This window comes from Collinsella sp. wc0583 (genome assembly GCF_046116915.1).
GTDB lineage: Bacteria > Actinomycetota > Coriobacteriia > Coriobacteriales > Coriobacteriaceae > Collinsella.
The window spans coordinates 310,768-335,247 of record NZ_JBJXBN010000001.1 but is presented as its reverse complement, the minus strand read 5'-3'; the positions used below and the strand labels follow the sequence as shown (position 1 = coordinate 335,247).

The following is a 24,480-nucleotide window of genomic DNA, read 5'->3' as shown; positions in this document are numbered from 1 at the left end:
TAAGGTCCGGCAACCTTGCTAATGCGGCGTCGAAGACCCCCCCGCATTAAATTTGCGCTCGTCGGTAAGAACACCGGATAAAAACAAGAACAACGCAACAGAAAAGTTGAGGAATGGGCGAATGGCGACCGACGCGGCACATTGAGGAAGACAGTGGATAAGCACCACTGCGGAAATCGCAAGCCCACGAAGAGCTTGAAGGTAGCGATCCTTGGCCATCTAGGCTCTCCTTCCAACGAGTCTCTTTAGTCGTCGTTTAATACCACCAAGCTTGCCGCGGACACGCTGCCAGAGAGTGGGACGGAAATCCCACTTGTCCATGAGATCTGGGATGGAAAGCCCGGCAGACACGTCGTTCAAGAACTCGTCGCGCTTTGGATAAGGCGTGACAGAATGGACGAGGCTAGGGTTGCCCGCGATTACCCCATCAAGCGTCGCCGGACCGTTTGCAGTAAGCCCAGAAATAGCCTCGAATGCCCGCACGCCCTTCTCGGTATTGCATAGGACGGCAGATACGCCCTTGGAGTTGTCGACCTCGGGATGGGTATTCTGGAACCCCCAGAAATCACCGAGCGTGATATCGGCGCCGCTGGAGCGCTTTGCTGGACATGCCAGACAGGACGAACGAAGGCTCGCATTGGCCAGAAACGCTTTCATGTACCAGTCTTTGCCGAATATCTGGGACTCGGTGTCCCCGGTGTTGTCTTTCTCCGCTATGTGCTTGTACATAGCGGAGTAAGACAACCATCCGGTTGTCTTACTCCGCATATTGACGTCGCAGACGTCCGACCCGAAGGCCTCACCACGGTAGTCGACCCAGCGCGACCAGAGCTCTGGAGACGGAACACCGTGGCAGATGACGTCGACGCCGAGGAAGAGGTCAGAGTCGGCGAGTTTCCCCAGGTATGAGCGCATGCCAGCCACCTGGCATGCAGTACCGGCAAAGAGCGCCGGCCTGCCTTCACGCAGGGCAGTGCGGACGCCCTCGAAGACGCCGCGGCCAACCGCGCTCTGAACGTATTTCGAGCGCATAACGGCGCCGAGCGCCGGCCTGTCCTCCACGAGCACGTGACGAAGCTCGCGGCAACCGTCCGTCCACGCGGCGCCCGCCACAACACCGCCGCGCGAGAGAGCGTCACCGGCGAGTAGACCGAACACGCCGCCCGACGACGATCTATCGAGCAAGCCGACGTCATGAGCCTTCGCCCAGAGGGCGAACTCGCACCCGTCCTCCCCAGGGGCGTTGAGCGCCGGGCATACGGCGTCGCACGCCCCGCAGCCTACGCACCCGGAGGCGTCGACGGTGGGGTGTAGGAAGCCACAATCATCGGGTTCCATGGAGATGCTTGACTTGGGGCAGCGGGCAGCGCACGCGCCGCAGCCGCAGCAACGGTCGCCAAGCGAGACGACCCTCGGGGATTTCTCGGAATCATTCATGATGGACCCTATCTAAGGAACGGGAGACGAGAGACGACCGCGATACGTTCGTCCTTCGTTAGGACGGCGAGCCAAAGGGCTATGGCGAAAAGCGCGCTGTAAACGGCGCCCCACTCGAGGAACGCGGGCCATCCGTTGACGGGCAGGACCGCCGTGCCAGCGAGGCAGGCGACGGTGACGGCAGCCCAGGCGAGCAGCACCGGCAGGTTCCGCTTCCAGAAAAAGAGCATGTCGAGACCGACCCGCTTCTGGTAGTACCAGTTCATCCACAGTCCGTTGCCGAGCACGATGCTGACGACATAGGCGATCGCGGGGGCCCACGGCCCCAGCGCCGGGGCGGCCGCGGCGGTGAAGGCAACGTTCCCGACCGCCATCGCAAGGTAGACGAGACTCCTGGCGTGGTGCATGTTCTTGGCCCTCTGGATCTCGATGCCGACGTTCTGACAGAGGGGCACCATGACGGGTAGCGTCATGGCGAGCACGAGCCAGTAGGCCTCGGCGAAGCCCGGGCCCGCCCACCTCGTCACGAAAAACTTCCCGAGAATAGCGAAACCTCCGTACACCCAGCAAAACAGTACCATCTGGTAGCGGCCCACGCGCGTCATAAGGCGAGTGAGCTCGGCGTTGTCGTCCGAGGTGGCGACGATGCGGTTGACCTTCGGAATGAAGACGTTCGACATCGTGGTGGAGAGCGAGTAGAAGACCTGGCGGATGTTCACGGCCACCGCGAACAGAGATACCGCAGTCGCGCCCGAGATGGCCCCCAGCATGATGTTGGGCACGCTCTGATTGACCATCTCGCAGACCTGGTTACCGAAGATCCAGGCACTGAAGGCGGCGATGCCGCGCATGACGCCCCAGTCGGCACCCCTGAGCTCGAAGCGCATGCCCAGCACGACGATGGCGTAGCGCGCGTTGAGGGCAAGCAGGACGAGGTTCACCGCGAGCTGTGCTAGGGCAACGCCCACGGGCCCCATACCGGCGGCCAGCAGGGCCCAGGCGCACAGCGGCGTCGCAAGCGTGGTGACGAGCTGCCTGGTCTGCTGGTAGACGAAGCGCTCGTGCGCCGTGATGTAGGAATTGAACACGACGGTGAACAACGTCGAGGCGACGTTGAGCGTCATGATGGCGAGCAGCTCCCGGGCGAGCGAGACCTGCGCCTCGGTGAACCCGGCCGAGAACACCGCGCCGGCGTTTGCGGAGAAGCCCATGCCGAGGGCGACCGCCGCGGCTGTGACGGCGACGTAAAGCGTGAGGTACATGCCGTTCAGGTGCCGGATGTCGCGCTCGCCGCCGTGCGCCACCGTCTGCGTGTAGAAGCGCACGTAGGCCTCGGAGAAGCCGAAGGACAGGAGCGTCAGCGAGAAGACAAAGGAGTTCGAGCTCTGGAAGACGCCGTAGTCCGCCTGCCCCACGTAGGACAGTAGCATCGGCGTGTAGACGAGGTTGACGAGGTTCTTTGCGAGGATGTTGGCGTAGCCGAGGAGGGCGCCCGCCTTACGCTGGCTAGCCACGGGCGGCCTCCGAGGGAATGCTCAATCCACATCTATCGAGGAATTCAACAACGATCTTCCTCTGAGCTGGCAACCTGTCATACGCCTTTGAATAGTCACTCTCGAGCAGTTCCGAATTACATACGGAAAGAATTGACCGCTCAACGAAAGAAACACCCAGCTCGCTGGCTAGCGTGTCGAATCGGCTGCTCATGTCTGGACCAGTGGACTCACGAGGGCAATAAATCAGCGGCTTCCCGAACAAGATCGAGAAAATTGATCCGTGATATGAATCTGTCGCTACAAGCTTTGCGTGACGGACGGCATAGAGGAACTCTGAAGGCCCGAGGGCGTAGTAGCGCGCATCCCCTAGTAAATCGACCCTCTTGCAGCTAAGTGAATCACAGATTTCGGCAACCCTCTCTTCGTAAGCTGCACTCCCGAGGAAGTACGTCAATACATAATCATTTGGAAGCCCGCAGTGCGGCTCTTTTTCATACCTTTCCCACCAGGAGCCGTCAAACATCAGTGTTGGGTCAATCAACACCTCGGCCTTTAAGCCGTACAGACTGTTTATAAGCTCGGCGCTCTTCTGCTCACGAACGGACAGCCTATCAAACCCGTCGAAATAGCCGTGGAACAGCTCACGCTTCTCCTCGGGAATCGTCGGAGCTGCCAAGCTTGGCGAAAAAGCAATGCGCTTTTCTCTTGGCGAAAACGTGAGAAACATAGTGGAGTTAGCGTCAGGGGAATACGGAGACCAAACTTGGTCGCTCCCAGCAACGAAAAAGTCATAGGATTTAATGTCACGTGGAGGGTTGGAATCAGATATAACCTCCCGGCTAAAGGAAATGTTACGGGAATTGAAATCCTCAAACGAACGATGCCTCTGGATGTGGGCAACGGCAAGCCCCTTTGGAATGAGCGAAGCCAAAGACTTGAGCTTGTATTTGGCAGATCTCGAGTCCTTCTGTCTGAACGTAAGGACATCTGCACCCGAGAGTTTGAGAGTTTCTTGGACAGCAAGGTTCTGGAGCCTCTGCCCATAGTTGTCCCCATGCGTAAATGTGGAAATGCCTATTTTCATGTTCAAACCTGTTCTTCGTCTCTATCAATAATCAAATAGTCTGCAGCCGAGGAATTCCACGACCAAGCCAGCGCTCCACAGAGCAGCAGTAGGCACAAGCAGCAGTTCACCCTTGTAAAGCACTGCGTATACAGAAAGGTAATAAGAATTGTTAGCAAAAGGAGCAAACGAACAATCCGGCCATTAGATCCTTTTTCCTGCTCCATAAACTCACTAACCACGGAGTGGAAAAACGCTACATACGCTGCCGTCTCCCAAACCCCCATGAGAATCAAGAAAGACCCCATATCCGCTTGACCAAAGTGGTTAAACGACATGAACCCGGACGCGTAGAAGCTTGAGGCTCCAAGACCCTCTCCGAGACTCCATGTAGCCGGTCTCAAGAGAGCGAAGCCGATGATAGCAATCCTCTCGTTACTGCCGTCGGCAGCAGTACCGACGGAAGCTGAACTGCCAACCATATCGAACAGACCAAACACTTGCGTATCCACGAGGATCTGGAACGCAGGCACCAAGGCGTATGCAATTGTCAGGATAAAATACAAGGCGACAAGCCAAAAGAAGGGACCCGAAACATCCGCTTCTCCCTTCATGACTGAAATAAGCCAGAACATCACTAAAACGAGAGGAAGGATTATGAAGAGCGCCTTATTATCGTTGAGTGTCGCAAGATAGAAGGACAGGACGATAAGGCAGACGTTGTAAGCGATGGCAAGGGATGGCCAGAGAGGACCCCGAAGCCTCCTAATCCAGACGAAGTTGTAGAGCACGACGAATGAAGTGTAAAGGGCCACCGCATGGACGGACGCATAAGAGAACAGGCCGGAGATATTGTCCTCGAAGTAACTGATGTCGTTCGTTGTCGCAGCGATCATCCCATGGGTAGAGTACTGGATAAACATGATCGCCATATTGAGAAGCAATATGGCGTTGAAGACCGGAAAACCTGCATCAAAGAGTCCAAGAAGAAAATCCCTCTTGTTAGTGACCAAAAGAAAGAAGTAAAGCGTATAGACAAACGGGTAGAGGAGCAGCAAAATATTCGCCCTAAACGTTTCCATATTGCCACCCAAGAGGGCACCAGACAGCCACCCTGCAACGGTAATCAGCCCAAGTAGTAGCGCTCTACCGCTATATTTCCATCCGGAGAAGAGCGCCCTCACGCAAATCATGCCGGTAATTACCCAGTTGAGGTATCGCCCCAGACCATAGTACTCAAGGAAGAAAACCTGCGCCAAGATACCTATAACGATCGTCGCATCCGCCAGGTCACCCATGCAAACGGTTAGAACACCTTGCTTATTAGGGAGATACCAACGACCTCTTCGACCAGCCCGCTCCTCCGCTTTATTTATAACGAGCCTCGCATGCCTATGATCTTGCATTGAGTACCTCCAGCAGCACACGTTCAATCAGCCTCGTGTGCATGTGAACTCCCGTGTTGAGACCTACCGAGGAGCATGGAAGCAGGTCTACGATCTCATCTGAATCGACAAGATCGAGCGGACCAGGCTTTCCGCTCCTGAAACGATTGACCTCCCTGATAAGCCGGCTCTTATCCCTAAACAGCCCGATTAGCTCCTCCTCGTTATTCAGCACCAAACCGGACCCATGCTCAACGACAAAGTCGGCGACATTGCCTGCACATGCACTCGAAATCGTATAAGCGTTTGCGGAGTAAGATTCCATACAGGTGTAGCTATAGGTCTCTGGACAAGATGGCCACATGACAACGATGGCAATCTCGCACTCCCTGAGAGAGTCGGTCATGGCATTTGGGTGCTTCTCATCAAATTCGACAAACCGCTTGTTCATCCCTGGATACATATCGTTCGAGCTGTTGAAGACGAAGAACTCGTACTCTTGTTCATCGACCGCAGATACGAGGCGAAGCCAGGTCTCCCAGCCCTTTGTCTTCCTCGGCATCCCCAGAAAGGCAACCCTGATGCGCTCCCCTGCGTTCAGAGGACGTCTGTTGCCCAGATACTCTCCAAGCAGCTTTTGGTGCGGTATTACATCAACAAGGCCCTCGTATTGGGGCCTGAATGAGAGAAACCGATTCTTCGTATAGGTCGAAGGTGCAACAAAACGGAGATTTTTGATGGAGTCAAACAGCCCTTGGATCTTCGACTCCACACGAAGGCTGTTACTGAAGTGGGGGCATTTCTCGCAGGGAGCGTCGCCGAGCCTTGAGCTGTCACAAAAGCCGCTCCTATTTTGGAGGTTATAGCTTGTACAACACAGGTAATAGTCGTGGAGAAAGGCCCTGACCGGTGTTTTGCCTGTAACTTTTAGCAGTTCGGAGACTTTCTCAAGGCTCACGTACAGAAGGTGGTGGATATGAAGCTCAAGAAGGCTGAAGCCGCTTTTTTGCCAGCTGCAAAGGGCCTCGCACACCTGGGCAATACTGAAAACACCAGCCTCCACCCCGTCGACCGTAACCCCGAATTCGCAAAATAGCATCTGGTCGTCCCTGAACAGGGTCTTCTTAACCGAGTGGAGATAGACGTAACTTATGCCGTGCGACGCCATGGCCTGCTGACTCGCCATAATAGCCTTTGGGGTGCCGGTCTTGTCCTTGAGATAGTCGCAAAAGGCAAGCGCTAGGACGTACCCACTATTGTGCGGTTTGGGGATGCTTTTACTCATATCATCGCTTCCCAAACAAGAGGAGAGATCTATTGAAAAGGCTCTCTTGTAGACTGCCGAAATTCAGCCTCGAAGAGAAAGAAACCCTGCACCTAGCCATGAAAGAAGCGTCCATTTTCGATACCAACTCTCCAAGAGCACGCTCTGGAGGAAGAATGCAGTCGGAATAAGTTGAAAGAAGTCCAGTAACTTGCTTTGCAAGAGTAATCTCTCGCGGATGACAAAAACTATTGATTTTCTCAATCACTTTAGATGGTAAATCAGTACTCACACCGACCACATTACGACCATGCTGGCGATATCCCATATGAGGAGAAGCATCGAAAACAATCCGATAACCCAGCAGCACGCATAGATTAGCTATCAGCTTATCATGCATGATGACGGGATGGGGCAGCTCATGCAAGCAAACAACTTCCCAAATACGCCTATCAAATACTTGCGTACATCCCATAGGTGACCCAATGCAAAGCTGGTTGAGAGGGTCGTTATCTCGATAAGATATGCACCTTTGTTGCCCATAGGTTAACCGGCCCATCTCATTACCAGCTGAATCTACAAGTCTTGAATTGCAATGATAAAGAGCCAAATTCTCCTGCTTCTTAAGCTGTTTAATCGCAGTTATCAGTTTATCGCTATCCCAAATATCATCTTGGTCGGAAAACGCATAGTAATCAGCTTCGGGAGCATTCCGCAACAACGTCAAAAACCCTAAAGCAGGTCCTAGGTTTTCTCCTGTTAACAAAGTCAGACTGCCCTCATCTGCATAGCGCTGCAGAAGATCACGAGTACCATCAGATGACCCGTCATCACGGACAAAAAGACGTACGTCAACTTCAGCCTGCGAGAGAATGCTGTCAATTTGTTCTGAAATAAATGGGATGCCGTTGTATGACGCCATTAATACGACGCACTTTGGCACCTTGGAATTACTCAACATATGGATTACCTTATCATTAATGCCTAAAGCAAACGCTCTCGATGTGTTAACCCCTGAGCAAACCCAGTGCAAGCAGTATATCCTTGACCAAGTACTTGGCGCAGTCTTTTGGCCTCGCCCTGAGAACGAGTCGGTTAACCCGTACCCCGTTACGAAAGCCGTCCATAAAGGTATTTCTTTCTATAGGCTTCGTCGAAGGACGTTGAAGCTGTTCATTGTTGGCCACAGCTAGACCAGGATCAACCGGCAAAAGCTCAAGGTCCGTCATTTCTAACAGTTCTCGACCCTTGTCTGTCTGCACAAGTGCGAGGGATATCCCGTTCGCGACCTCATCAGAAAGCTCGCTACCCCATGAATCGCCAAGCGTAATATCGGAGACACGATCACCCTTGGCGTAGCGGCAGGAGTAGCAGCCTTCCGTATACGGTAAACCCGAGAGGAAAGCAATCGAGTAGCGATCGCGGACACCCGTCCTACCCACAGTTTCAGCTCCGCGATAGCGGAGCTGATACTGGACTTTCTTTCGAAAGTCCAGTATCAGCTCATTAGACAGGTTGTTACCTGTCTCTTCCAAGAATCGGCTCAGGACCTTGGGGGACGGTGAACCATGACAGATAAGGTCGATGGTGTAAAGGGAATCGGCTAAACGGCTTCCAACGAAGTTACGCATCGCAGCAACCTGACAAGGAAGACCGATAAAGAGAACCCTTTGACCACCTTGCAGGGCCTCCCTAACCTCGCGGTACGCACCAAGCGGATTGCTTTTGACGTATTTGGAGCCTTGGGCCCTCCTCAAGTAATCCGCATCAGAAGTGAGGTGGAACCGGAACTCACCGCCCTCCTGTGCACATGAACACACTAATCCATTTGACGCCACAAACGCCTCCGAGATGGCCGTAGCCAGACCCCCGGACGAAGATGACATTCTGAGCGATGTATCTTTCGCCCACCCCTGTAGCCACTCGAGAGGACGCAACGAAGATGGGGATACCATCTGGGGACACGTTTTCTCGCACAGTCCACATCCCACGCACCTTGTAGGATCAATACGGGCGTTATACGCCTCAATCGTATCCTCAATGGCAATCGCTCCATGTCGGCATGAATCGACGCAGGCCATACAGCCAGCGCACATATCCTTCTTGCATACCGTCCTAGTGCCAACGTTTGACAATGCCCTACTCCTCAATCATGCTCTTGAGCTGCGCTAGGGACTTCTCCCTCTCCGCACCCATCACGTCGTTGACCCGACCAAAGTCAATCTGCTTGGATGCTAACTCGACATCATCTAGATTCTGAAGCACTCTGTCCGTGAGGTCCGTGAGTCGCAGAATACTCACGTTCCTGCTCGAGGTTCCGTTCTTGGGCAGCACTTCTACCAGCGGCGTATTGAGATTTATGGCAAAAGCCGTACCGTGGAACGAGTCCGTGACTAGGCATGCTGCGTTGTCGACATACGAGAGAAACTCAGCAAGCGTCGGCAGCCACTTGAACTTGCCCTCGCGTGAGGCCTGGTGCAGGCTTGCGGAGATCCGTATCAGGGGCAAGCCAAGCTTTTTGGCAACCTTCACGGCGTACTGCCCCACCGTCGGGTCGCTGTGAATCTGGTAGACGAGGATGTATTCGCCCTTCGGGGCAGGTGCCGCCATCCTTCTCCACGCCTCGCCATCAAGCAGCAGCGTGGGATCGACAACCTGTCCGGCCTCTATGCCCCACGAGGCAAGCTGCTCGCGCGCGGCATCCTCGCGTACGAACACGGCCTCATATGCTCGAAGGTCCTCGAGAAACCTGGGGCGCACGCTATCCGGCATATTCTTCTTACCAAAGCTTGCCGCATATGAGATGCGCCTTGCGCCCTCGGGAGCAAACTCAAGCGCGTATGACAGGTCGTATGCGCCCGAGCTGATGGGACCCCACACCTGATCGCTTCCAGTCATATAGACATCGGCCTTGGGCGGATTAGCCTTCAGCTCCTCCAGGGATGCATAGTGAGGGCTCATCTTAAGCAGCTGGGAACGCTCACGCGCAAACCGCTTGCCCGCCACCCTTGTCTCAGGCTCCATCAGAAGTCTGTAGACAGACTTCTTCAACGGGTTCCCGTTCCAGGACGGCTTTGTCGAAAGAAGCGTCCTCACCTGCTGGGATACGTCCTCACAAGCAGGTACATAGTCCATAATCTCGAACTCATGCCCCAAGCTCTCTACCGCTCGTTGTGTCGCATATGCCTGGAGCAGGGAGCCATAATTAGAGATTGCGTGCCTGGTTATGCAGGATACTTTCACGTGTTTCCTCCGATTGATATCGAGCAACCGCTATTTCTGAATTTTTGCATTCGATTTTTCCACCCGGCTGCACTACAGCGCCTCCTCAGTCTCGTACACGTGCGCGTCGGCTCGGCTTGCGTCGGAAAGGCCGTCGTTGATCGCGGCGTGCATGTCGCAGGTGGAAAGAGCGTCCAGCTCCTCCTTCGTCACCTTGCCCGACTCGTAGTCGCGCACGATGGGGAGCTCGTGCATGTCGAACTTCTTGCCGGGCTTGAGCTTGTGCGCCAGCACCCACGACGCGGGTTTCCAGATGTACTTGTGCATGGCAGGAGACACGGAGCCGATCATCCAGCAGTTGCGGTCGCAGTGGCGCACGCAGCCGCGCACTTTCTCGGCCTGGGCGCTCTCCCACAGCTCATCCCAAGACTCGTCGTTAAGGTTGCCCATAACGAGCTTCTCCTTGGTGCCGTTGCAGGGCATGACGTCGCCGTAGGGGTCGATGAAGAACGTGTCGAACGCCATATCGCACGGGAGCAGGCGCTTCTGCCCATAGATGTAGTTGATGAGGCCCATGTTGAAGTACGCGCGGAACCACTTCTTGGGCTCGTTGGACTTGAGGAGCTCGTTTACCAGGTCCTCGAAGTTCTGGGCCACCATGGGACGGTCCTTGATGATGTTCTTCGCCTCGACAAAGTAGAAGCTGTTGTGCAGGCTGGCGGTGGCGAACTCCATGCCGAGCTCGTCGGAAAGCTTGTACAGCGGCACCAAGTCCGCAGCGTTGCGATCCTGCACCGTCATGCCAAAGCCCACGTCCGGGTGCTTCATTTCCACGAGCTTCTTGAGCGTCTCGTAGCCGCGGTTGAAGCCGTTCTGGAGACCGCGGATCTCATCGTTGGTCTGCTGCAGACCCTCGATGGAGATGCGGATTCCCACCTGGGGGAATTCCTCGGCAAGGGCGATGATGCGGTCGGTGAAGAAGCCGTTGGTGGAGATGACGATGCGGTCGGACTTCTTGTACAGCTCGCGCACGATATCCGCAAGGTCGGTCCTGATGAAGGGCTCGCCACCGGTGATGTTGGTGAAGTACATGCGCGGGAGCTTCTTGATCACGTCGAGGGAGAGCTCCTCCTCCGGACGGCTGGGAGCCTTGTAGCGGTTGCACATGGTGCAGCGCGCGTTGCAGCGGTACGTTACGATTACGGTTCCGTTGAGTTTCTTCTCGGCCATGGGTTAGGCCACCACCTTCCGGTCAATTAGTTCTTGATACAGGGAGACGAGATTCCGGATGTATTCCTCTTGATTACAGTTCTCTGCCACGAATGAACGGCAATGCGCGCTCATCGCGGCGTAAGCCGCAGGATCGGCGGCCACCGCCGCACCCCTACGGATTGCATCTGCGAGTCCTGCCTCATCGTGGGCTTCAGCCAGGAAGCCCGTTTCACCCTCACGTACCAGCTCGGGTATTCCGCCCATGTTCGTACCGATAACGGGCTTGCCCGCGGCGAGTGCCTCGAGAACCGCATATGGCGCGTTCTCGAGCCACTCTGACGGCGCAGCCGCCAGAGTGGCTCGATTCACAAGTCCGCGCAGGGCGTCACCGGTTTTATATCCAACCAGCTCAATCCTCGAGCTTATTTCGTTTAGCATTGCGGAAACTTTGACCTTCACAGCATCACATTCAGGGCCATCGCCTGCAATAACAAGACGCCAATCAGGGATCACCGGTGCCGCCTTCTCAAAAGCATGCACGAGCGTTAACACGCCTTTCTCGCGAGAAAGGCGTCCCAGATACAGCATGTAGGGATCTTCATTATTTTGGTTGGCAACTTCCCGTGACATCGAATCGGGATTCAGGAAATTCCGCATGAGGACAAGCTGACGCTCGGGAAGCCCCGCTTCAATAAACTTGTTCCGCATGAACTCACTCGGGCAGATGATGCGATCGAGACGTGAATAGGTTTTGTGCCGTTTAAGCCACTCCGCCTCAGCCACCGCTAACGCGCTTTTTGCGATCGAACCCTTTACGCACTTCTTCTTAAGGCAATTGCCAAAATGACCCCCGAGACACGAATCGCAAACGTTGCCCTCGGAATCAAGCATAAGATAGCTCGGGCAAGCGAGAATCAAGTCGTGCGAGGTATACACAACCGGCGTTGGATGCTGCTTTAGCCAAGGAGCGTCCAAGATGGAAAACGTAATCTGCCTATGAGTGAGATTGAGATGGATTACATCGGGCTGGAATTCACGGCACAGCGCATCGAACTTCTCGCGCGCCTCTTTGGAATACACAAGTGCCTGCACGGCCTTCGCCTTATCGACAATAGAGCTCGGTCCGTTATAGTCGCGATTCGTTACAAAGTAACGCGACCACTCAGTCGGCTCATTACGCTCATCCTCCATGCTGAAGAAGGCAACTTCATGCCCAAGAGCGCGAAGACCATCGGCAAGAGCAAAGTAGTACGTCTCGCTTCCACCCTTGCGCCAATGAAACTTATTTACAAGAAGGATCTTCATTACGCAACACCCTCATACAAAGCAAGCGTCCTTTGGACGACGCTGTTCCAGTCATAGCCATTAATCGCGCGGTCACGTGCCATGGCGCCCAGCCTCTCCGCTTGGGCAGAATCCGCTATCAGGCCTTCAAGCACGTCGCGCAGCGCCCCCGCGTCTCCGTGTGGGAACGTGAGCCCGCAACCCTGCAGAACATCCGCGCACTCGGGAATATCCGAGGTAACGCATGCCGCACCGTGAGACATGGCCTCCAGCAAGCTCATGGGCAGGCCCTCAACGTCGGAGGGGAGCGCGTAGCAATACGCGTTGGAGTACAGCTCGGAGAGCAGGTTGCCCTCAACGTGGCCGGTAAAGAGCGCGCGGGGGTCGGACGCGGCAGCCTCTTTGAGCGCCACGGCGTAGTCGTCCGTATCGGAGGAGTCGCCCGCGATAACCAGGCGCTTATCCGTCTTTACCTGCTTGTACGCCTCCACCAACAGTTCCGGTCGCTTCTCGGGCACAATGCGACCGAGGTAGAGGACATAGGAGCCCTGGGTGAGCCCCAAGCGCTCGGAGATCTCCTTCGCGGGAAGATCCGCCTCGGGAGTGATGCCGTTGGGAATGAGCGTAGCCTCGCGGCCGTAAGCCTCCTTGAAGTACTCCTGATTGCCCCGGGAAAGCACGATGAGCGCATCCGCGCACTTGGCCGCCGTCGCCTCGCCGAACTTGATGTACTTGGAAGCCAAGCCGCCCCATTTTGCACGCTGCCAGTCCAGGCCGTGGATCGTTGCCACGGTCCTGATGTCCGCGGAACGCGCAAAACGAAGGGGGACACACGGCCCCTCTGCGTGATAGTGAATTACGTCTGCCCCGTCTTTGATGGCGGCCCTTGTTGCGGCAAAGCTGCTCGTGAGCGCAGAGAGCCCCTTGATGTCCAGAGCCTTTACGGGAACGATGCGGTAGCCATCCTTCTCGTAGGGCTCGGAAGGAGCTCCTTCGCCCATACGGTCGTAGCAGGTTACTTGGTGACCAAGGTCTGCCATACGGCGAGCAAGCTCGCCTACCACCACTTCTACGCCGCCCTCGCGCGAACCCGTTCTCTTTTGGCCTATCATGGCGATGCGCATGCTACACGGCACCTTCCCCAGAGAACATCGTCTTCAGCGTGCCGAATATCAACCGCAGGTCCTGGCGCAGGCTGCGATTCTCTATATAGCGAAGATCCAGCTCAACCATTTCGTTGAAGCCCAGGTAGCTGCGGCCCATTACCTGCCAAGGACCGCTGCAGCCGGGTTTTACCGCCAGCCGCTTCATGTCGTGCTCGCTGTACAGGGCAACCTCGCGCGGCAGGCCGGGGCGCGGGCCAATGAGGTTCATTTGGCCCAAGAACACGTTGATGAGCTGGGGCAGCTCGTCGATGCTGTGCTTGCGAATGAAGTTACCCACACCGGGAATAATGCGCGGGTCGTGCTTCATTTTAAACATGGGGCCAGTGGCCTCGTTTTGGGCCTGCAAGTCCTTGAGCATTTGGTCTGCGTTGGGAACCATGCTGCGGAACTTGTAGATCTTAAACAGGTAGAACGTGCCGTCTTTGCGCACGCGGCCCACGCGCCACTGTGAATATAGGGGGCTGGCGCCCGGGCTCTTTATGCAAATGACCACGCTCAGAATTACCCCGGGAATAAAGAGCAACACCAGGGCTCCGCCGGCGGCGACAATGTCCACCGTACGCTTAACAACGCGGTAGAGCCTGTGCCCAAGCTCGGGCTTCACGCCGGAGTTGGCACCGCGCAGCATCTTGTACGCTTCTTCGTTTGTAAGGTAATCCCCCGCAGCACCGGCTGCGGCAGTGACGGAATTCGCCGTGGCGGCCGTGCGCGTCTCCCGCGCGCCCTGTGCCATGGTCATCATCGTAGGCTCCAAGAGCCCCTCCCCCGATACTTTTTGCCTTCGGTCGTCCGCTTGCGAGCTTGCAGCTAGGCGATCGCTCTTCTGTGATTGCGCATAACGCGCTGCTCTTTTGAAAGCACCGCAAGGCCAACGCGGGTGGTTACGCGTCGGCCGCACAAGTCGAGCTCCAAAAAGGCAGTGCTCTTGCGTCTGTTAATGGTTTTGATAAGGGCCTCGTGCCCCAGCAGCGGGCCTGCCGTTACTACGACCTGGTCTCCATCCTTTAGAGCCTCGCTCATGGGCACCACGCGGTCTCCCCTATTGGTAAAACTGCCAATGAGCTGGGTCTCTTCTTTTGCCAGCGGCACAAACCGACCGTCCTGGGAAAGCACCCGGGCAAAGTCGTCCATGCGCAGCAAATACTGTTGCACGGTGCGCGGATCCGCCGTATCGCAAATGAGATAACCGGGAAAGAGCGGCTTGGTCGTGCTGACCCATTCGCGGTGTAGCTTGATCTCGGTTTGATATTGGGGATAAAAGAGCTCCTGCATGACGCCAGCCGGCACCATGCGCTCGATGCGCTCGCGCATAACGTCTTCGCGACCGTTAGTGACTTGGATCACATACCACACGAGCACCACCCCCTTGCTGTCTTACGTATGGCTCACGGGGTTTGGGTATGGCTACGCCAGGGCGCTTGTGCGCGAAGGCGCTCCATATTCAAACCCTGAGCCCAGTTAGACAAGCACGTGGCTCTGCCCCACCGTGAACGGTATGTATAAAAGCAGCGCTGAGATTGCAGGCGTGTATAATAAATTAACCTACAACCTCAGCTGGCTGCGTGCGAACCAGTCAAGCAAGTAAAAAACTGAACCGCACGCAAACAGCTGAGGACTGCTGCGTTTAGCATATTATTGGAGCTCGTGGCTTTTCTGGCACCGCCGTTACGGCCGGATGCTGATCGACCCTGCGCTTTGTGGTTTAGTGGAACCTGCGGCACAGTTGAACTCATGTGACTTGAAGTATCCTAGCACAAGGGTTTATAGGAACCAACTTAGGTAGTACTGGACAACATATCTATTTACAAAAGTAGCTGATTATTGCGCAACTTTTTTGGGTGCAGCTTGTTGGGGAGCTTGAAAATAAAAAAGCCACTCAATCGAGTGACTTTAAATTCACGATGGTGGAGACGAGGGGGATCGAACCCCTGACCTCTTGACTGCCAGTCAAGCGCTCTCCCAGCTGAGCTACGCCCCCGTGACGGAGTGATACTATAGGGGAAAGTCGCAGGTGTTGCAAGAGGGAATTTTGAGTTTGTTGCTCTGCTTAGGGGTTTTCCTCACGCACGGTATAAATAACCGATTGCTACTCCCTGGTGGACGGTTATTGTTGCTGTCCTTCTTACGACGTTGCTGATGCCGGTGTCGGCTAGTAAACCCAAGAAGGCGTGGTCTAGTTCCCACTCTAGGCCATGCTCGCTGACTACGGTGTTGGGGGCTATAGCGATAATGGAGAAGGTTTTGCCCTCGGAGCCCTCGATGGTCCACGATTCACCTGCGTGAAGAATACGGGCGACAACCTTGTCTTCCTCGACCCAGACGGGAGCATCCTCGTAACCGGCAAGCAAACCCAACACGCTCAGTGCCATGTCGGGGCGGCCGCCGGAGGCACAGGTCGCAATCACCTCGGCACCCGGCCAGCGACGACGAACGGAATCGAGCGACAGCGCCAGGTCGGTATAGTCCTTGTAGGGGTCATGGCGCTCTACTTCAAAGTCCTCGGCAGCATCCACCAGCGCGCGGCCGGCATCGCTCACGGTATCGGCGTCGCCTACGTAGACGTCGCAGCCCAGCCCGGCGCTCAGCAGCGCATCGAGCCCGCGGTCCACGGCCACAACGCGTTCGCACTCTCCCGCCAGCTGGCGCAGCAGATCCGCACTCGCCACCACGGGCGAGCCGCAGACCACTAATACCTTGTCCGACACAGCCCTCGCCTACCCCTCAAACTCCAACACGCGGGCCAGATCCAGCTCCTCGTAGCTATCGATAAAGATCTCGCAGTTGGCACGAACCTCGTCGCGCTCCATGCGCCCATGCGGGTCATAGATACCCACGCGCTTAAAGCCAGCGGCGCCTGAGCTCTTAAGGCCAAAAACAGCGTCCTCAAATACCCAGGCGCGCTCAAACGCATGCCCATAGCGCTCCTCCAGACGGCTCAGCGCCAGCTCGTACACATCGGGGAACTGCTTGGACCGTCCGGCCTCACCCGTCGTCGTAACAAACTCCATGTAGCGATCGAGTCCGGCGCCGGCAAGCGCAGACCCGACCAGCTCGGCCGGCGTAGAAGTAGCCACACACATGGCGATGCCGGCCGCCTTCGCCTGCTCCAAAAATGCCAGCAGCCCATCGCGCGGCGGCACCTTGGAATAACCGTCGATAAGGATTTCACTCAGCTCGCGATACAGCTCCTCGCCATCCGTGCCAATACCCCACGTGTCGTGGTAGGCCTGGCACTCGTCCTCGAGCGAAAGATGCTCAAATTGGGCAAAATCGTCCACGGTCACATCTATCCCATGGCGGTGCAATAACTCGGCCTGCGAATAAGCCCAAACGGGGGTGCTATTAACCAGTGTGCCGTCGCAGTCGAAAATAAATGCAACATGGGGGGCGGCGATGCGGGGCATGGGCAAGCCTTTCGATGTCAAATGGTAAACAACCTGCTAAAAACGTTTTACCAAACGTCAGCCTAACAGTTTTGAAACCCTAATTGCTAAAGCTGTCAAGAGTTTTACCATCGCAATTCTGCCAGTGGTATAAACATGGCGCTTACCGATTAAACGCCACCGCAAATCCACTTTCGTTCATAAAACTAACGTACAGGTGTTATCGTAGTTTTTGCCGAAAGTTCCACCGAGCACGCGAGGTGGAACGAATCATAGAACTATCGCCGTCCCTTCGATTCGTGCAGCCTTGGACCTTTCGCATGTAGTCACCAAGGCAACACGCTGCCGCGTCATGATGGGATCAAACGTGAGCGATACAAAGCTAAAGCCAGCAACCAAAAAGCCTGCTACCCGTAAACCCGCCCCGCACGCGCCGGAGCTCACCAAAGACGATGTCTATCTGTTTGGCATCGGTACGTGGGAGCGCAGCTGGGAAAAGATGGGCGCGCACCCCGACACGCAGAACCGTACGCGCGGCTGGCGTTTTTGCGTTTGGGCGCCCGACGTAAAGAGCGTCCATGTCATTGGCGAATTTAACGACTGGGACGAGCAAGCCAACCCGCTGGTGCCCATGCATACGAGCGCTATTTGGGAAGGCTTTATTCCTGGCGCCAAGCAAGGTCAGCTCTATAAATACCTCATCGAGACCAACGAGGGCGAAAAGCTCTACAAGGCCGATCCATACGCCTTTAAGGCCGAGTGCCCTCCGGGAACGGCGAGCGTGCTGTGGACCCTCGATGGCTACAATTGGAACGACGCCGCATGGCTCAAGCGTCGTGCCGGCCATAACCACATGTCGCAGCCCCTTAACATCTACGAGGTTCATATTGGCTCGTGGAAGCGCCACGGCGACGCGCCGCAGGGCGAGCCGGACGAGTACGGCAACTACCCCGGTCCCATGGATCCCTTCCCCGCGCAGCGCGGTGAGTTTTACACCTACGACGATCTGTCGGTGGAGCTCGTGGACTACGTACGCGACATGGGCTATACGCATATCGAGGTCATGCCGCTTATGGAGCACCCCTTCGATGGCTCCTGGGGCTACCAGACGACCGGCTACTACGCCGCCACGTCGCGCTACGGCAACCCACAGCAGCTCATGCACTTTATCGACGCTTGCCACGAGGCAGGCATCGGCGTGATCATGGACTGGGTGCCCGGCGGTTTTTGCGCCGACTCCCACGGCCTTGCCACCTTTAACGGCCACATGCTGTTTGAGCACGAGATTCACCCCAACTGGGGCACGCATAAGTTTGACTTCGCCCGCGGCGAGGTCCGCTCCTTCCTGGTCTCCAACGTGCTGTACTGGCTCGAGAACTTCCACGTGGACGGCATTCGCATGGACGGCGTGTCCAGCATGCTGTACCTCAACTTTGGCATCGACGATCCCGGCCAAAAGAAGTTCAACAAGTACGGTACCGAGGAGGACCTGGACGCCAGCGCGTTTATCCGCCAGGTCAACTGCGCTGTGGAGGCGCACTACCCCGAAGTGATGATGATGGCCGAGGAGTCCACCGCGTGGCCGCTCGTGACCTATCCGCCGCAGGATGGCGGCCTGGGCTTCCACTACAAGTGGGACATGGGCTGGATGAACGACACCCTGCACTACATGCAGACCGATTTTCCGTGGCGCCCCGGCAACCACGGGCTGCTCACGTTCTCCATCATGTACGCCTTTACCGAGAACTTTATCTGCCCGCTGAGCCACGACGAGGTCGTGCACGGCAAGTGCTCGCTCATCGGCCGCATGCCGGGCGACTGGTGGCGCCAGTTTGCCGGCCTGCGCACGCTGGCTTTCTACCAGATGACGCATCCCGGAGCCAAGCTCAACTTTATGGGCAACGAGATCGGCCAGTTTATTGAATGGCGCTACTACGAGTCCATCCAGTGGTTCCTGACCGAGCAGTACGAAACCCACGCGCATCATCAGGCGTTCATCAAGGCGCTCAACCACCTGTACACCGCCGAGCCCGCCCTGTACGAGCGCGGCTACACCGACGACGGCTTTACCTGGATCGACGCGGATAACTCCAAGCAGTCCATCGTGAGCTTTGTGCGCCAGGGCGAGGACGTCGATGACGACCTGGTGATCCTGATCAACTTTGACCCGGCGAGCTACGAGAGCTTCCGCGTGGGCGTGCCGCGCGAGGGCGACTGGGAGGTCATCTTCGATTCCGACCGTCCCGAGTTTGGCGGCAGCGGATACGCCGGTGAGGAGCCCTACACCTGCTCGAGCGAGCCCTATCCCTGGAACGGGCAGATGGACTCCATCGAGATGAAGGTGCCCGGCCTGGCAGGCGTGGTGCTCAAACGCCGCGGTCCCAGTAGCTATAAGCCACCCGTGGTTGAGGAGCCCAAGAAGACGACGCGCAAGCGCACGTCCTCGGTGAAGCCCAAGCCCGCGGCAACTAAGAAGACTCCGTCCAAGGCGAAGACTGCCAAGTCTGCCGCTAAGCCCGCTTCCAAGACCACGGCCAAAAAGGCAACCACCAAAAAGGCTGCTCCCAAAGCCAAGGCAGCTGCAGCCAAGGCTTCTGCCAAGAAAGCGTAACAAAGCCGTTACAGCTGTAATTACCCGCCCCGCGGGGGCGTAGGATACAAGTCATAACCGTTCCGGGAGAAACATCCCCGGGGGAAAGGAACGTATGAATAAGATCTTCGACAACAAGCAGGAGTTTACCGAGCTCTATCGCGAAGCCGTCATGAGTATCAGCGGCAAGAGCGTCGAGGCCGCCAGCGACCTGGACCGCTTTAACGCCCTGGCCAAGCTCGTGGCCGAGAAGGCGCGCACCGTTGCCACCACCAGCGACGCCCGCGTGGCCGCCGAGGGCAAGAAGCGCGTGTACTACTTCTCGATCGAGTTTTTGATCGGCCGCCTGCTCGACAACTACCTGCTCAACTTTGGCGTGCGCGACATGGTCGCCGAGGCGCTCGACGACATGGGTTTCGACCTGTCTGTCATCGAGAACCAGGAGCCAGATCCGGCACTGGGCAACGGCGGCCTGGGCCGTCTTGCCGCATGCTTCCTGGATTCCATGGCAGCCGAGGGCATTGCCGGCTATGGCAACGGCATGCGCTACCGCTACGGTCTGTTTAAGCAGGAGATCGTCAACGGTAGCCAGGTCGAGGCCACCGACGAGTGGCTCACCCACGGCTATCCCTGGGAGGTCCGTCGTCAAGACAAGGCCGTAACCATTAAGTTTGGTGGCCGCGTCGAGGGCTTTGAGGAGAACGGGCGCACGTTCTACCGCACGGTGGACACGCAGGACATCCTGGCCGTCCCCTATGACATCCCCGTGGTGGGCTATGCCGGCGAGACCGTCAACAAGCTGCGCGTCTGGGCCGCCGAGCCGGTCGAGGAGCACTTTGACCTCGAGGCCTTCAACCGCGGCGACTACGCCCTGGCCGACGCCGAGCGCGCCGAGGCCGAGGCCATCAGCGCCATCCTCTACCCCAACGACGCCGGCGAGCACGGCCGCCTGCTGCGCCTGAAGCAGGAGTACCTGTTTGTCTCGGCCGGCATCTACAGCCTGCTCGACACCTTTGAGAAGGAGCACGGCGAGAACTGGGAGCTGCTGCCGCAGTTTGTGGCCATCCACACCAACGACACGCACCCCGCCATGTGCGGACCCGAGCTCATGCGCATCCTCATCGACGAGAAGAAGCTCGAGTGGGACGACGCCTGGAACATCGTGACGCAGGTCGTGAGCTACACCAACCACACCATCCTGCCCGAGGCCCTGGAGAAGTGGCCCATCGGCATGTTCTCCAAGCTCCTCCCCCGCGTGTACCAGATCATCGACGAGATCAGCCGTCGTTGGCACGAGTCGTTCGACACCACGCAGGAGGGCTGGCAGGAGCGTCTGCGTCAGACCGCCATCCTGTGGGACGGCGAGATTCGCATGGCCAACCTGTCCGTGATCTGCAGCCACAGCGTCAACGGCGTGGCCAAGATCCACTCCGACATCATCAAGAACATCGTGCTCAAGGACTTCTATGCCCTGACGCCCGAGAAGTTCAACAACAAGACCAACGGCATCTCGCACCGTCGCTTCTTTGCCGAGGCCAACCCCACCTACGCCAAGCTCGTGACCGAGGCCATTGGCGACGGCTGGCTGAAGGACGCCTTTGAGCTGGAGAAGCTCAAGGAGTTCCAGAACGACACCGAGTTCCTGAAGGCCGTGGGTGCCTCCAAGCGCGCCAACAAGGAGCGCCTGGCCGCCTACGTTAAGGCCGAGACCGGTCTGGTCATTGACCCCAACACCGTCTTCGATGTTCAGGTGAAGCGCTTCCACGCCTACAAGCGCCAGCTCATGAACATCATGAAGGTGATGGACATCTACAACCGTCGCATCGCCGATCCCAACTTCCACGTGACGCCGACGACCTTCATCTTTAGCGGCAAGGCTGCCTCCAGCTACACCTTTGCCAAGGAGACCATCCGCCTCATTAACTCCGTGGCCGACGTCATCAACAACGACCCGCGCGTCAACGAGGTCATGAAGGTCTGCTTTATCCCCAACTTCCGCGTGAGCAACGCCCAGCTCATCTACCCCGCCGCCGAGATCTCGGAGCAGATCTCCACGGCCGGCAAGGAGGCCTCGGGCACGTCCAACATGAAGCTCATGATGAACGGCGCCATTACGCTGGGCACCCTCGACGGCGCCAACATCGAGATCGCCGACCTGGCCGGTCGCGAGAACGAGGCCATCTTTGGTCTGACCGCCCCCGAGGTCGAGCAGCTCTGGGCATCGAACAGCTACTTTGCGTGGGATACGCTCAACAACGATCGCGACCGTCTGGGCCGCGTGATGGACGAGCTCAAGGACAACACCTTCGCGGGTCTTTCGGGCAACTTTGAGAGCATCTACAACGAGCTCATGAACAACAACGACCCCGACCTGGTCATGGCAGACTTCCGCGGCTACGTGGATGCATGGGAGAAGCTCACCGGCAGCTACGGCGACCAGGAGACCTGGAACCGCAAGGCCCTGCTCAACACCGCCTCGAGCGGCTGGTTCTCGAGCGACCGCACCATTCGCGAGTACCGCGACGAGATCTGGCACGCGTAACGGCGCGCGAGCTCCCCTATGCCAGCACGGCATTACTCGACGGGCGTGACGTTGCGCCGCGCCCGTCGCTAATGGGTTTAGGAACATCGATGACAGAAGGAGAAATCGATGAGTAAGAAAGAATGCATCGCGATGCTCCTCGCAGGAGGACAGGGCAGCCGATTGGGGGCACTCACCCAAAAGATCGCTAAGCCGGCGGTTAGCTTTGGTGGCAAGTTCCGCATTATCGACTTTTCACTCTCCAACTGCTCCAACTCGGGCATCGACACGGTGGGCGTTCTGACGCAGTACCGTCCCTACCTGTTGCATGCCTATGTGGGCTCTGGCGAGGCCTGGGATCTGGACAGCCGTGACGGCGGCGTGTCGATCCTGCCGCCGTATGAGACGCAGACCGGCGGCGCCTGGTATGCGGGCACGGCCGACGCCATTACGCAGAACCTCGACTACATCAAGGCCAACGACCCCAAGTACGTCCTGATTCTTTCGGGCGATCACCTGTATCGCATGGACTACCGCAAGATGCTCAAGACGCACATTGAGAACAACGCCGACCTCACGGTGAGCGTTATGCCCGTGCCTTGGGAGGAGGCCAGCCGCTTTGGCATCCTGACCACCGACCCCGAGGACGGCCGCATCACCAAGTTCACCGAGAAGCCCGATAAGCCCGATTCGAATCTCGCGTCCATGGGCATCTACATCTTCTCGGCCGACGTGCTGATCGAGGCGCTCGAAGAGGACGCTCTGGACCAGCGCTCGAGCCACGACTTTGGCAAGGACATCATCCCCAAGCTGCTCGACGAGGGCAAGCGCCTGTACAGCTACGAGTTCCACGGCTTTTGGAAGGACGTCGGCACCATCGCCAGCTTCCACGAGACCTCGATGGACCTGCTGGGCAACAACCCCGAGTTCGATCTGTTTGACAAGCACTTCCCCATCATGTCCAACATCACCACGCGTCCGCCGCACTACATTGGTCCGGACGGCCGCTTGGACGACTGCCTGGTCTCCAACGGCTGCAAGATCTACGGCACCGCACGCCACTCGATCCTTTCGACCGATGTCATCATCGAGGAGCGCGCAGTGGTCGAGGACTCCGTGCTGCTGCCGGGTGCGCACGTTAAGAGCGGCGCGCACATCTGCCGCGCTATTTTGGGCGAGAACTCCACGGTCGAAGAGGGCGTGAAGCTCGGCTCTGTCGATACCACCAAGGATACGGCCGTCGTTGGAAATGACGTCGTTATCGGGAAGGGGGAATGATCCGATGATCAATCGCAAGGCCATCGGTTATATCACCGCTAACTACTCTTCGAGCTACGGTAGCGTGCTGCTCAAGGACCGCCCCATCGCGTCCGTTCCCTTTTTGGGCCGCTACCGCCTGATCGACTTTCCGCTGTCCAACATGATGAATGCCGGCATTAAGACCGTCGGCGTCGTCATGCCGGGCAACTACCGCTCGCTGATCGACCACGTTGGCTCGGGCAAGGACTGGGGCCTGGACCGCAAGAAGGGCGGCCTGTTCATGGTGCCCGGCAACGCGTATGGCACCACCAAGGGCGGCATGCGCTTCCTGCTGCGCGACATCATCTCCAACAAGACGCTGTTCCAGCGCTCGGACAAGCCCTATGTTGTGATGATGGGCACCAACATCATCTTTAACATGGATCTCAACACCATCATCGACGCGCACGAGAACTCCGGTGCCCAGATGACCGTGGTGTACTGCAAGGCCACGCGCAACGTCGATGACGAGACCAAGCTGCAAATCAACGAGAACGGTCGCCTGACGGGCGTGAGCGCCGGCGTCGTGTACGGCGACAACGCCTCTATGGACTGCTGCATCGTCAACCGCGAGACGCTGCTCGAGATCATTGACCACTACCAGGCCGCCGACTATCTTGACCTGCTCGAGGCACTCCAGGGCGACTTTGGCAACATCGACGTGTGCAGCTACGAGTACAAGGGCGAGGTCGTGGGCGTGTTTAGCGAGAAGTCGCTGTATCGCCGCAGCATGGACCTGCTCGACCAGACCGTGGCCGACCATCTCTTCGATCCCGAGCGCCCGATCCTGACCAAGGCTCACGACGTGCCGCCTTCGCGCTATGCGACCGGCAGCCACGCGTGCAACTCGATCATCTCGGCCGGCTGCATCATCAAGGGCACCGTGCGTAACTCGATCCTGTCGCGCGGCGTCGTGGTCGAGGAAGGCGCTTCGGTGACCAACTCGATCATCAACCAGAGCTGCATCATCAAGAGCGGCGCCCGCGTCGAGAATGCCATTCTGGACAAGAACAACGTGGTTCCCACCAACACCGAGCTTCGCGGCACGCCCGAGAACATCCTGGTGCTGGGCAAGGCTCCGTTAACTTCCGACACCACCATCGTACGTTAACGTTGACACCGCAACATCGCTCGTAACATGTAGAATAGCCGCCCGGT

At 57.3% G+C, this 24,480-nt stretch carries 20 protein-coding genes and 1 tRNA gene; 4 read left to right on the top strand and 17 right to left on the bottom strand.

What is annotated here, in order from left to right:
- Positions 1 to 18: 18 nt before the first annotated feature.
- The 17 genes from ACKUUJ_RS01445 to ACKUUJ_RS01365 all read right to left on the bottom strand — a co-directional run bounded on the left by ACKUUJ_RS01445 (position 19) and on the right by ACKUUJ_RS01365 (position 16,933).
- The gene (locus ACKUUJ_RS01445; protein WP_055287323.1) at positions 19 to 219 is read right to left on the bottom strand and encodes a hypothetical protein; all 201 of its coding nucleotides are present in this window, start codon (positions 217 to 219) and stop codon (positions 19 to 21) included.
- On the bottom strand, positions 220 to 1,437 hold the full coding sequence (locus ACKUUJ_RS01440) for a Coenzyme F420 hydrogenase/dehydrogenase, beta subunit C-terminal domain (RefSeq protein ID WP_409064411.1): 1,218 nt from the start codon (positions 1,435 to 1,437) through the stop codon (positions 220 to 222).
- An 8-nt stretch (positions 1,438 to 1,445) separates the two neighbouring features.
- Positions 1,446 to 2,951 (bottom strand): lipopolysaccharide biosynthesis protein, encoded by a 1,506-nt coding sequence (locus tag ACKUUJ_RS01435; RefSeq protein ID WP_052044164.1) that lies wholly within the window; start codon positions 2,949 to 2,951, stop codon positions 1,446 to 1,448.
- Positions 2,944 to 4,017, bottom strand: coding sequence for a polysaccharide pyruvyl transferase family protein (locus tag ACKUUJ_RS01430; RefSeq protein ID WP_373118635.1), 1,074 nt, complete (start codon positions 4,015 to 4,017; stop codon positions 2,944 to 2,946). Before ACKUUJ_RS01430 ends, ACKUUJ_RS01435 begins: the two co-directional genes overlap by 8 nt.
- 2 nt (positions 4,018 to 4,019) lie before the next feature.
- Complete coding sequence (locus tag ACKUUJ_RS01425; RefSeq protein WP_250787146.1) at positions 4,020 to 5,294, bottom strand: hypothetical protein; 1,275 nt, start codon at positions 5,292 to 5,294, stop codon at positions 4,020 to 4,022.
- A gap of 94 nt (positions 5,295 to 5,388) precedes the next feature.
- On the bottom strand, positions 5,389 to 6,666 hold the full coding sequence (locus tag ACKUUJ_RS01420; RefSeq protein WP_055287332.1) for a hypothetical protein: 1,278 nt from the start codon (positions 6,664 to 6,666) through the stop codon (positions 5,389 to 5,391).
- A 1-nt stretch (position 6,667) separates the two neighbouring features.
- The gene (locus tag ACKUUJ_RS01415; protein WP_409064410.1) at positions 6,668 to 7,606 is read right to left on the bottom strand and encodes a glycosyltransferase; all 939 of its coding nucleotides are present in this window, start codon (positions 7,604 to 7,606) and stop codon (positions 6,668 to 6,670) included.
- A 46-nt stretch (positions 7,607 to 7,652) separates the two neighbouring features.
- Positions 7,653 to 8,726 carry a Coenzyme F420 hydrogenase/dehydrogenase, beta subunit C-terminal domain gene (locus tag ACKUUJ_RS01410; protein WP_229028264.1) on the bottom strand — a complete coding sequence of 358 codons (1,074 nt, stop codon included), beginning with the start codon at positions 8,724 to 8,726 and terminating at the stop codon, positions 7,653 to 7,655.
- Positions 8,727 to 8,784: 58 nt separating this feature from the next.
- Positions 8,785 to 9,888 carry a polysaccharide pyruvyl transferase family protein gene (locus ACKUUJ_RS01405; protein WP_197032254.1) on the bottom strand — a complete coding sequence of 368 codons (1,104 nt, stop codon included), beginning with the start codon at positions 9,886 to 9,888 and terminating at the stop codon, positions 8,785 to 8,787.
- Positions 9,889 to 9,960: 72 nt separating this feature from the next.
- A complete protein-coding gene (locus ACKUUJ_RS01400; protein ID WP_035138273.1) occupies positions 9,961 to 11,097 on the bottom strand; it encodes a radical SAM protein in 1,137 nt (378 codons plus the stop codon).
- A gap of 3 nt (positions 11,098 to 11,100) precedes the next feature.
- Positions 11,101 to 12,384 carry a glycosyltransferase family 4 protein gene (locus ACKUUJ_RS01395; RefSeq protein ID WP_409064409.1) on the bottom strand — a complete coding sequence of 428 codons (1,284 nt, stop codon included), beginning with the start codon at positions 12,382 to 12,384 and terminating at the stop codon, positions 11,101 to 11,103.
- On the bottom strand, positions 12,384 to 13,487 hold the full coding sequence (locus ACKUUJ_RS01390) for a glycosyltransferase family 4 protein (protein ID WP_035138271.1): 1,104 nt from the start codon (positions 13,485 to 13,487) through the stop codon (positions 12,384 to 12,386). Before ACKUUJ_RS01390 ends, ACKUUJ_RS01395 begins: the two co-directional genes overlap by 1 nt.
- Position 13,488: 1 nt before the next feature.
- Positions 13,489 to 14,283, bottom strand: a complete 795-nt coding sequence (locus ACKUUJ_RS01385) for a sugar transferase (protein ID WP_199576402.1) — start codon at positions 14,281 to 14,283, stop codon at positions 13,489 to 13,491.
- 53 nt (positions 14,284 to 14,336) lie between these two features.
- The gene (gene loaP, locus ACKUUJ_RS01380) at positions 14,337 to 14,882 is read right to left on the bottom strand and encodes an antiterminator LoaP (RefSeq protein WP_346963651.1); all 546 of its coding nucleotides are present in this window, start codon (positions 14,880 to 14,882) and stop codon (positions 14,337 to 14,339) included.
- Positions 14,883 to 15,431: 549 nt separating this feature from the next.
- A tRNA-Ala gene (locus tag ACKUUJ_RS01375) sits at positions 15,432 to 15,507 on the bottom strand.
- Between the two features lie 82 nt (positions 15,508 to 15,589).
- On the bottom strand, positions 15,590 to 16,234 hold the full coding sequence (locus tag ACKUUJ_RS01370; RefSeq protein ID WP_346963652.1) for a thiamine diphosphokinase: 645 nt from the start codon (positions 16,232 to 16,234) through the stop codon (positions 15,590 to 15,592).
- A 9-nt stretch (positions 16,235 to 16,243) separates the two neighbouring features.
- Positions 16,244 to 16,933 carry an HAD family hydrolase gene (locus tag ACKUUJ_RS01365; RefSeq protein ID WP_409064408.1) on the bottom strand — a complete coding sequence of 230 codons (690 nt, stop codon included), beginning with the start codon at positions 16,931 to 16,933 and terminating at the stop codon, positions 16,244 to 16,246.
- Between the two features lie 331 nt (positions 16,934 to 17,264).
- Between ACKUUJ_RS01365 and glgB the strand changes: the two genes are divergently transcribed.
- The 4 genes from glgB to glgD all read left to right on the top strand — a co-directional run bounded on the left by glgB (position 17,265) and on the right by glgD (position 24,433).
- The gene (gene glgB, locus ACKUUJ_RS01360) at positions 17,265 to 19,523 is read left to right on the top strand and encodes a 1,4-alpha-glucan branching protein GlgB (protein ID WP_409064461.1); all 2,259 of its coding nucleotides are present in this window, start codon (positions 17,265 to 17,267) and stop codon (positions 19,521 to 19,523) included.
- A gap of 94 nt (positions 19,524 to 19,617) precedes the next feature.
- Positions 19,618 to 22,044 (top strand): glycogen/starch/alpha-glucan phosphorylase, encoded by a 2,427-nt coding sequence (locus tag ACKUUJ_RS01355; RefSeq protein ID WP_409064407.1) that lies wholly within the window; start codon positions 19,618 to 19,620, stop codon positions 22,042 to 22,044.
- Between the two features lie 108 nt (positions 22,045 to 22,152).
- Positions 22,153 to 23,301, top strand: coding sequence for a glucose-1-phosphate adenylyltransferase (locus ACKUUJ_RS01350; protein WP_409064406.1), 1,149 nt, complete (start codon positions 22,153 to 22,155; stop codon positions 23,299 to 23,301).
- 4 nt (positions 23,302 to 23,305) lie between these two features.
- Entirely contained in the window at positions 23,306 to 24,433 is a 1,128-nt protein-coding gene (glgD, locus tag ACKUUJ_RS01345) for a glucose-1-phosphate adenylyltransferase subunit GlgD (protein ID WP_409064405.1), read from the top strand.
- Positions 24,434 to 24,480 lie beyond the last annotated feature (47 nt).

What these genes read in the sequence shown, in the direction of transcription:
- glgD (WP_409064405.1), top strand. Translation starts at nt 23,306, where the DNA reads ATGATCAATCGCAAGGCCATCGGTTATATCACCGCTAACTACTCTTCG.
- ACKUUJ_RS01445 (WP_055287323.1), bottom strand. Translation starts at nt 219, where the DNA reads ATGGCCAAGGATCGCTACCTTCAAGCTCTTCGTGGGCTTGCGATTTCC.
- ACKUUJ_RS01355 (WP_409064407.1), top strand. Translation starts at nt 19,618, where the DNA reads ATGAATAAGATCTTCGACAACAAGCAGGAGTTTACCGAGCTCTATCGC.
- ACKUUJ_RS01390 (WP_035138271.1), bottom strand. Translation starts at nt 13,487, where the DNA reads ATGCGCATCGCCATGATAGGCCAAAAGAGAACGGGTTCGCGCGAGGGC.
- ACKUUJ_RS01350 (WP_409064406.1), top strand. Translation starts at nt 22,153, where the DNA reads ATGAGTAAGAAAGAATGCATCGCGATGCTCCTCGCAGGAGGACAGGGC.
- ACKUUJ_RS01400 (WP_035138273.1), bottom strand. Translation starts at nt 11,097, where the DNA reads ATGGCCGAGAAGAAACTCAACGGAACCGTAATCGTAACGTACCGCTGC.
- ACKUUJ_RS01440 (WP_409064411.1), bottom strand. Translation starts at nt 1,437, where the DNA reads ATGAATGATTCCGAGAAATCCCCGAGGGTCGTCTCGCTTGGCGACCGT.
- ACKUUJ_RS01425 (WP_250787146.1), bottom strand. Translation starts at nt 5,294, where the DNA reads ATGGGTGACCTGGCGGATGCGACGATCGTTATAGGTATCTTGGCGCAG.
- ACKUUJ_RS01415 (WP_409064410.1), bottom strand. Translation starts at nt 7,606, where the DNA reads ATGTTGAGTAATTCCAAGGTGCCAAAGTGCGTCGTATTAATGGCGTCA.
- ACKUUJ_RS01365 (WP_409064408.1), bottom strand. Translation starts at nt 16,933, where the DNA reads ATGCCCCGCATCGCCGCCCCCCATGTTGCATTTATTTTCGACTGCGAC.
- ACKUUJ_RS01420 (WP_055287332.1), bottom strand. Translation starts at nt 6,666, where the DNA reads ATGAGTAAAAGCATCCCCAAACCGCACAATAGTGGGTACGTCCTAGCG.
- ACKUUJ_RS01395 (WP_409064409.1), bottom strand. Translation starts at nt 12,384, where the DNA reads ATGAAGATCCTTCTTGTAAATAAGTTTCATTGGCGCAAGGGTGGAAGC.
- glgB (WP_409064461.1), top strand. Translation starts at nt 17,265, where the DNA reads ATGATGGGATCAAACGTGAGCGATACAAAGCTAAAGCCAGCAACCAAA.
- ACKUUJ_RS01430 (WP_373118635.1), bottom strand. Translation starts at nt 4,017, where the DNA reads ATGAAAATAGGCATTTCCACATTTACGCATGGGGACAACTATGGGCAG.
- ACKUUJ_RS01410 (WP_229028264.1), bottom strand. Translation starts at nt 8,726, where the DNA reads ATGGCCTGCGTCGATTCATGCCGACATGGAGCGATTGCCATTGAGGAT.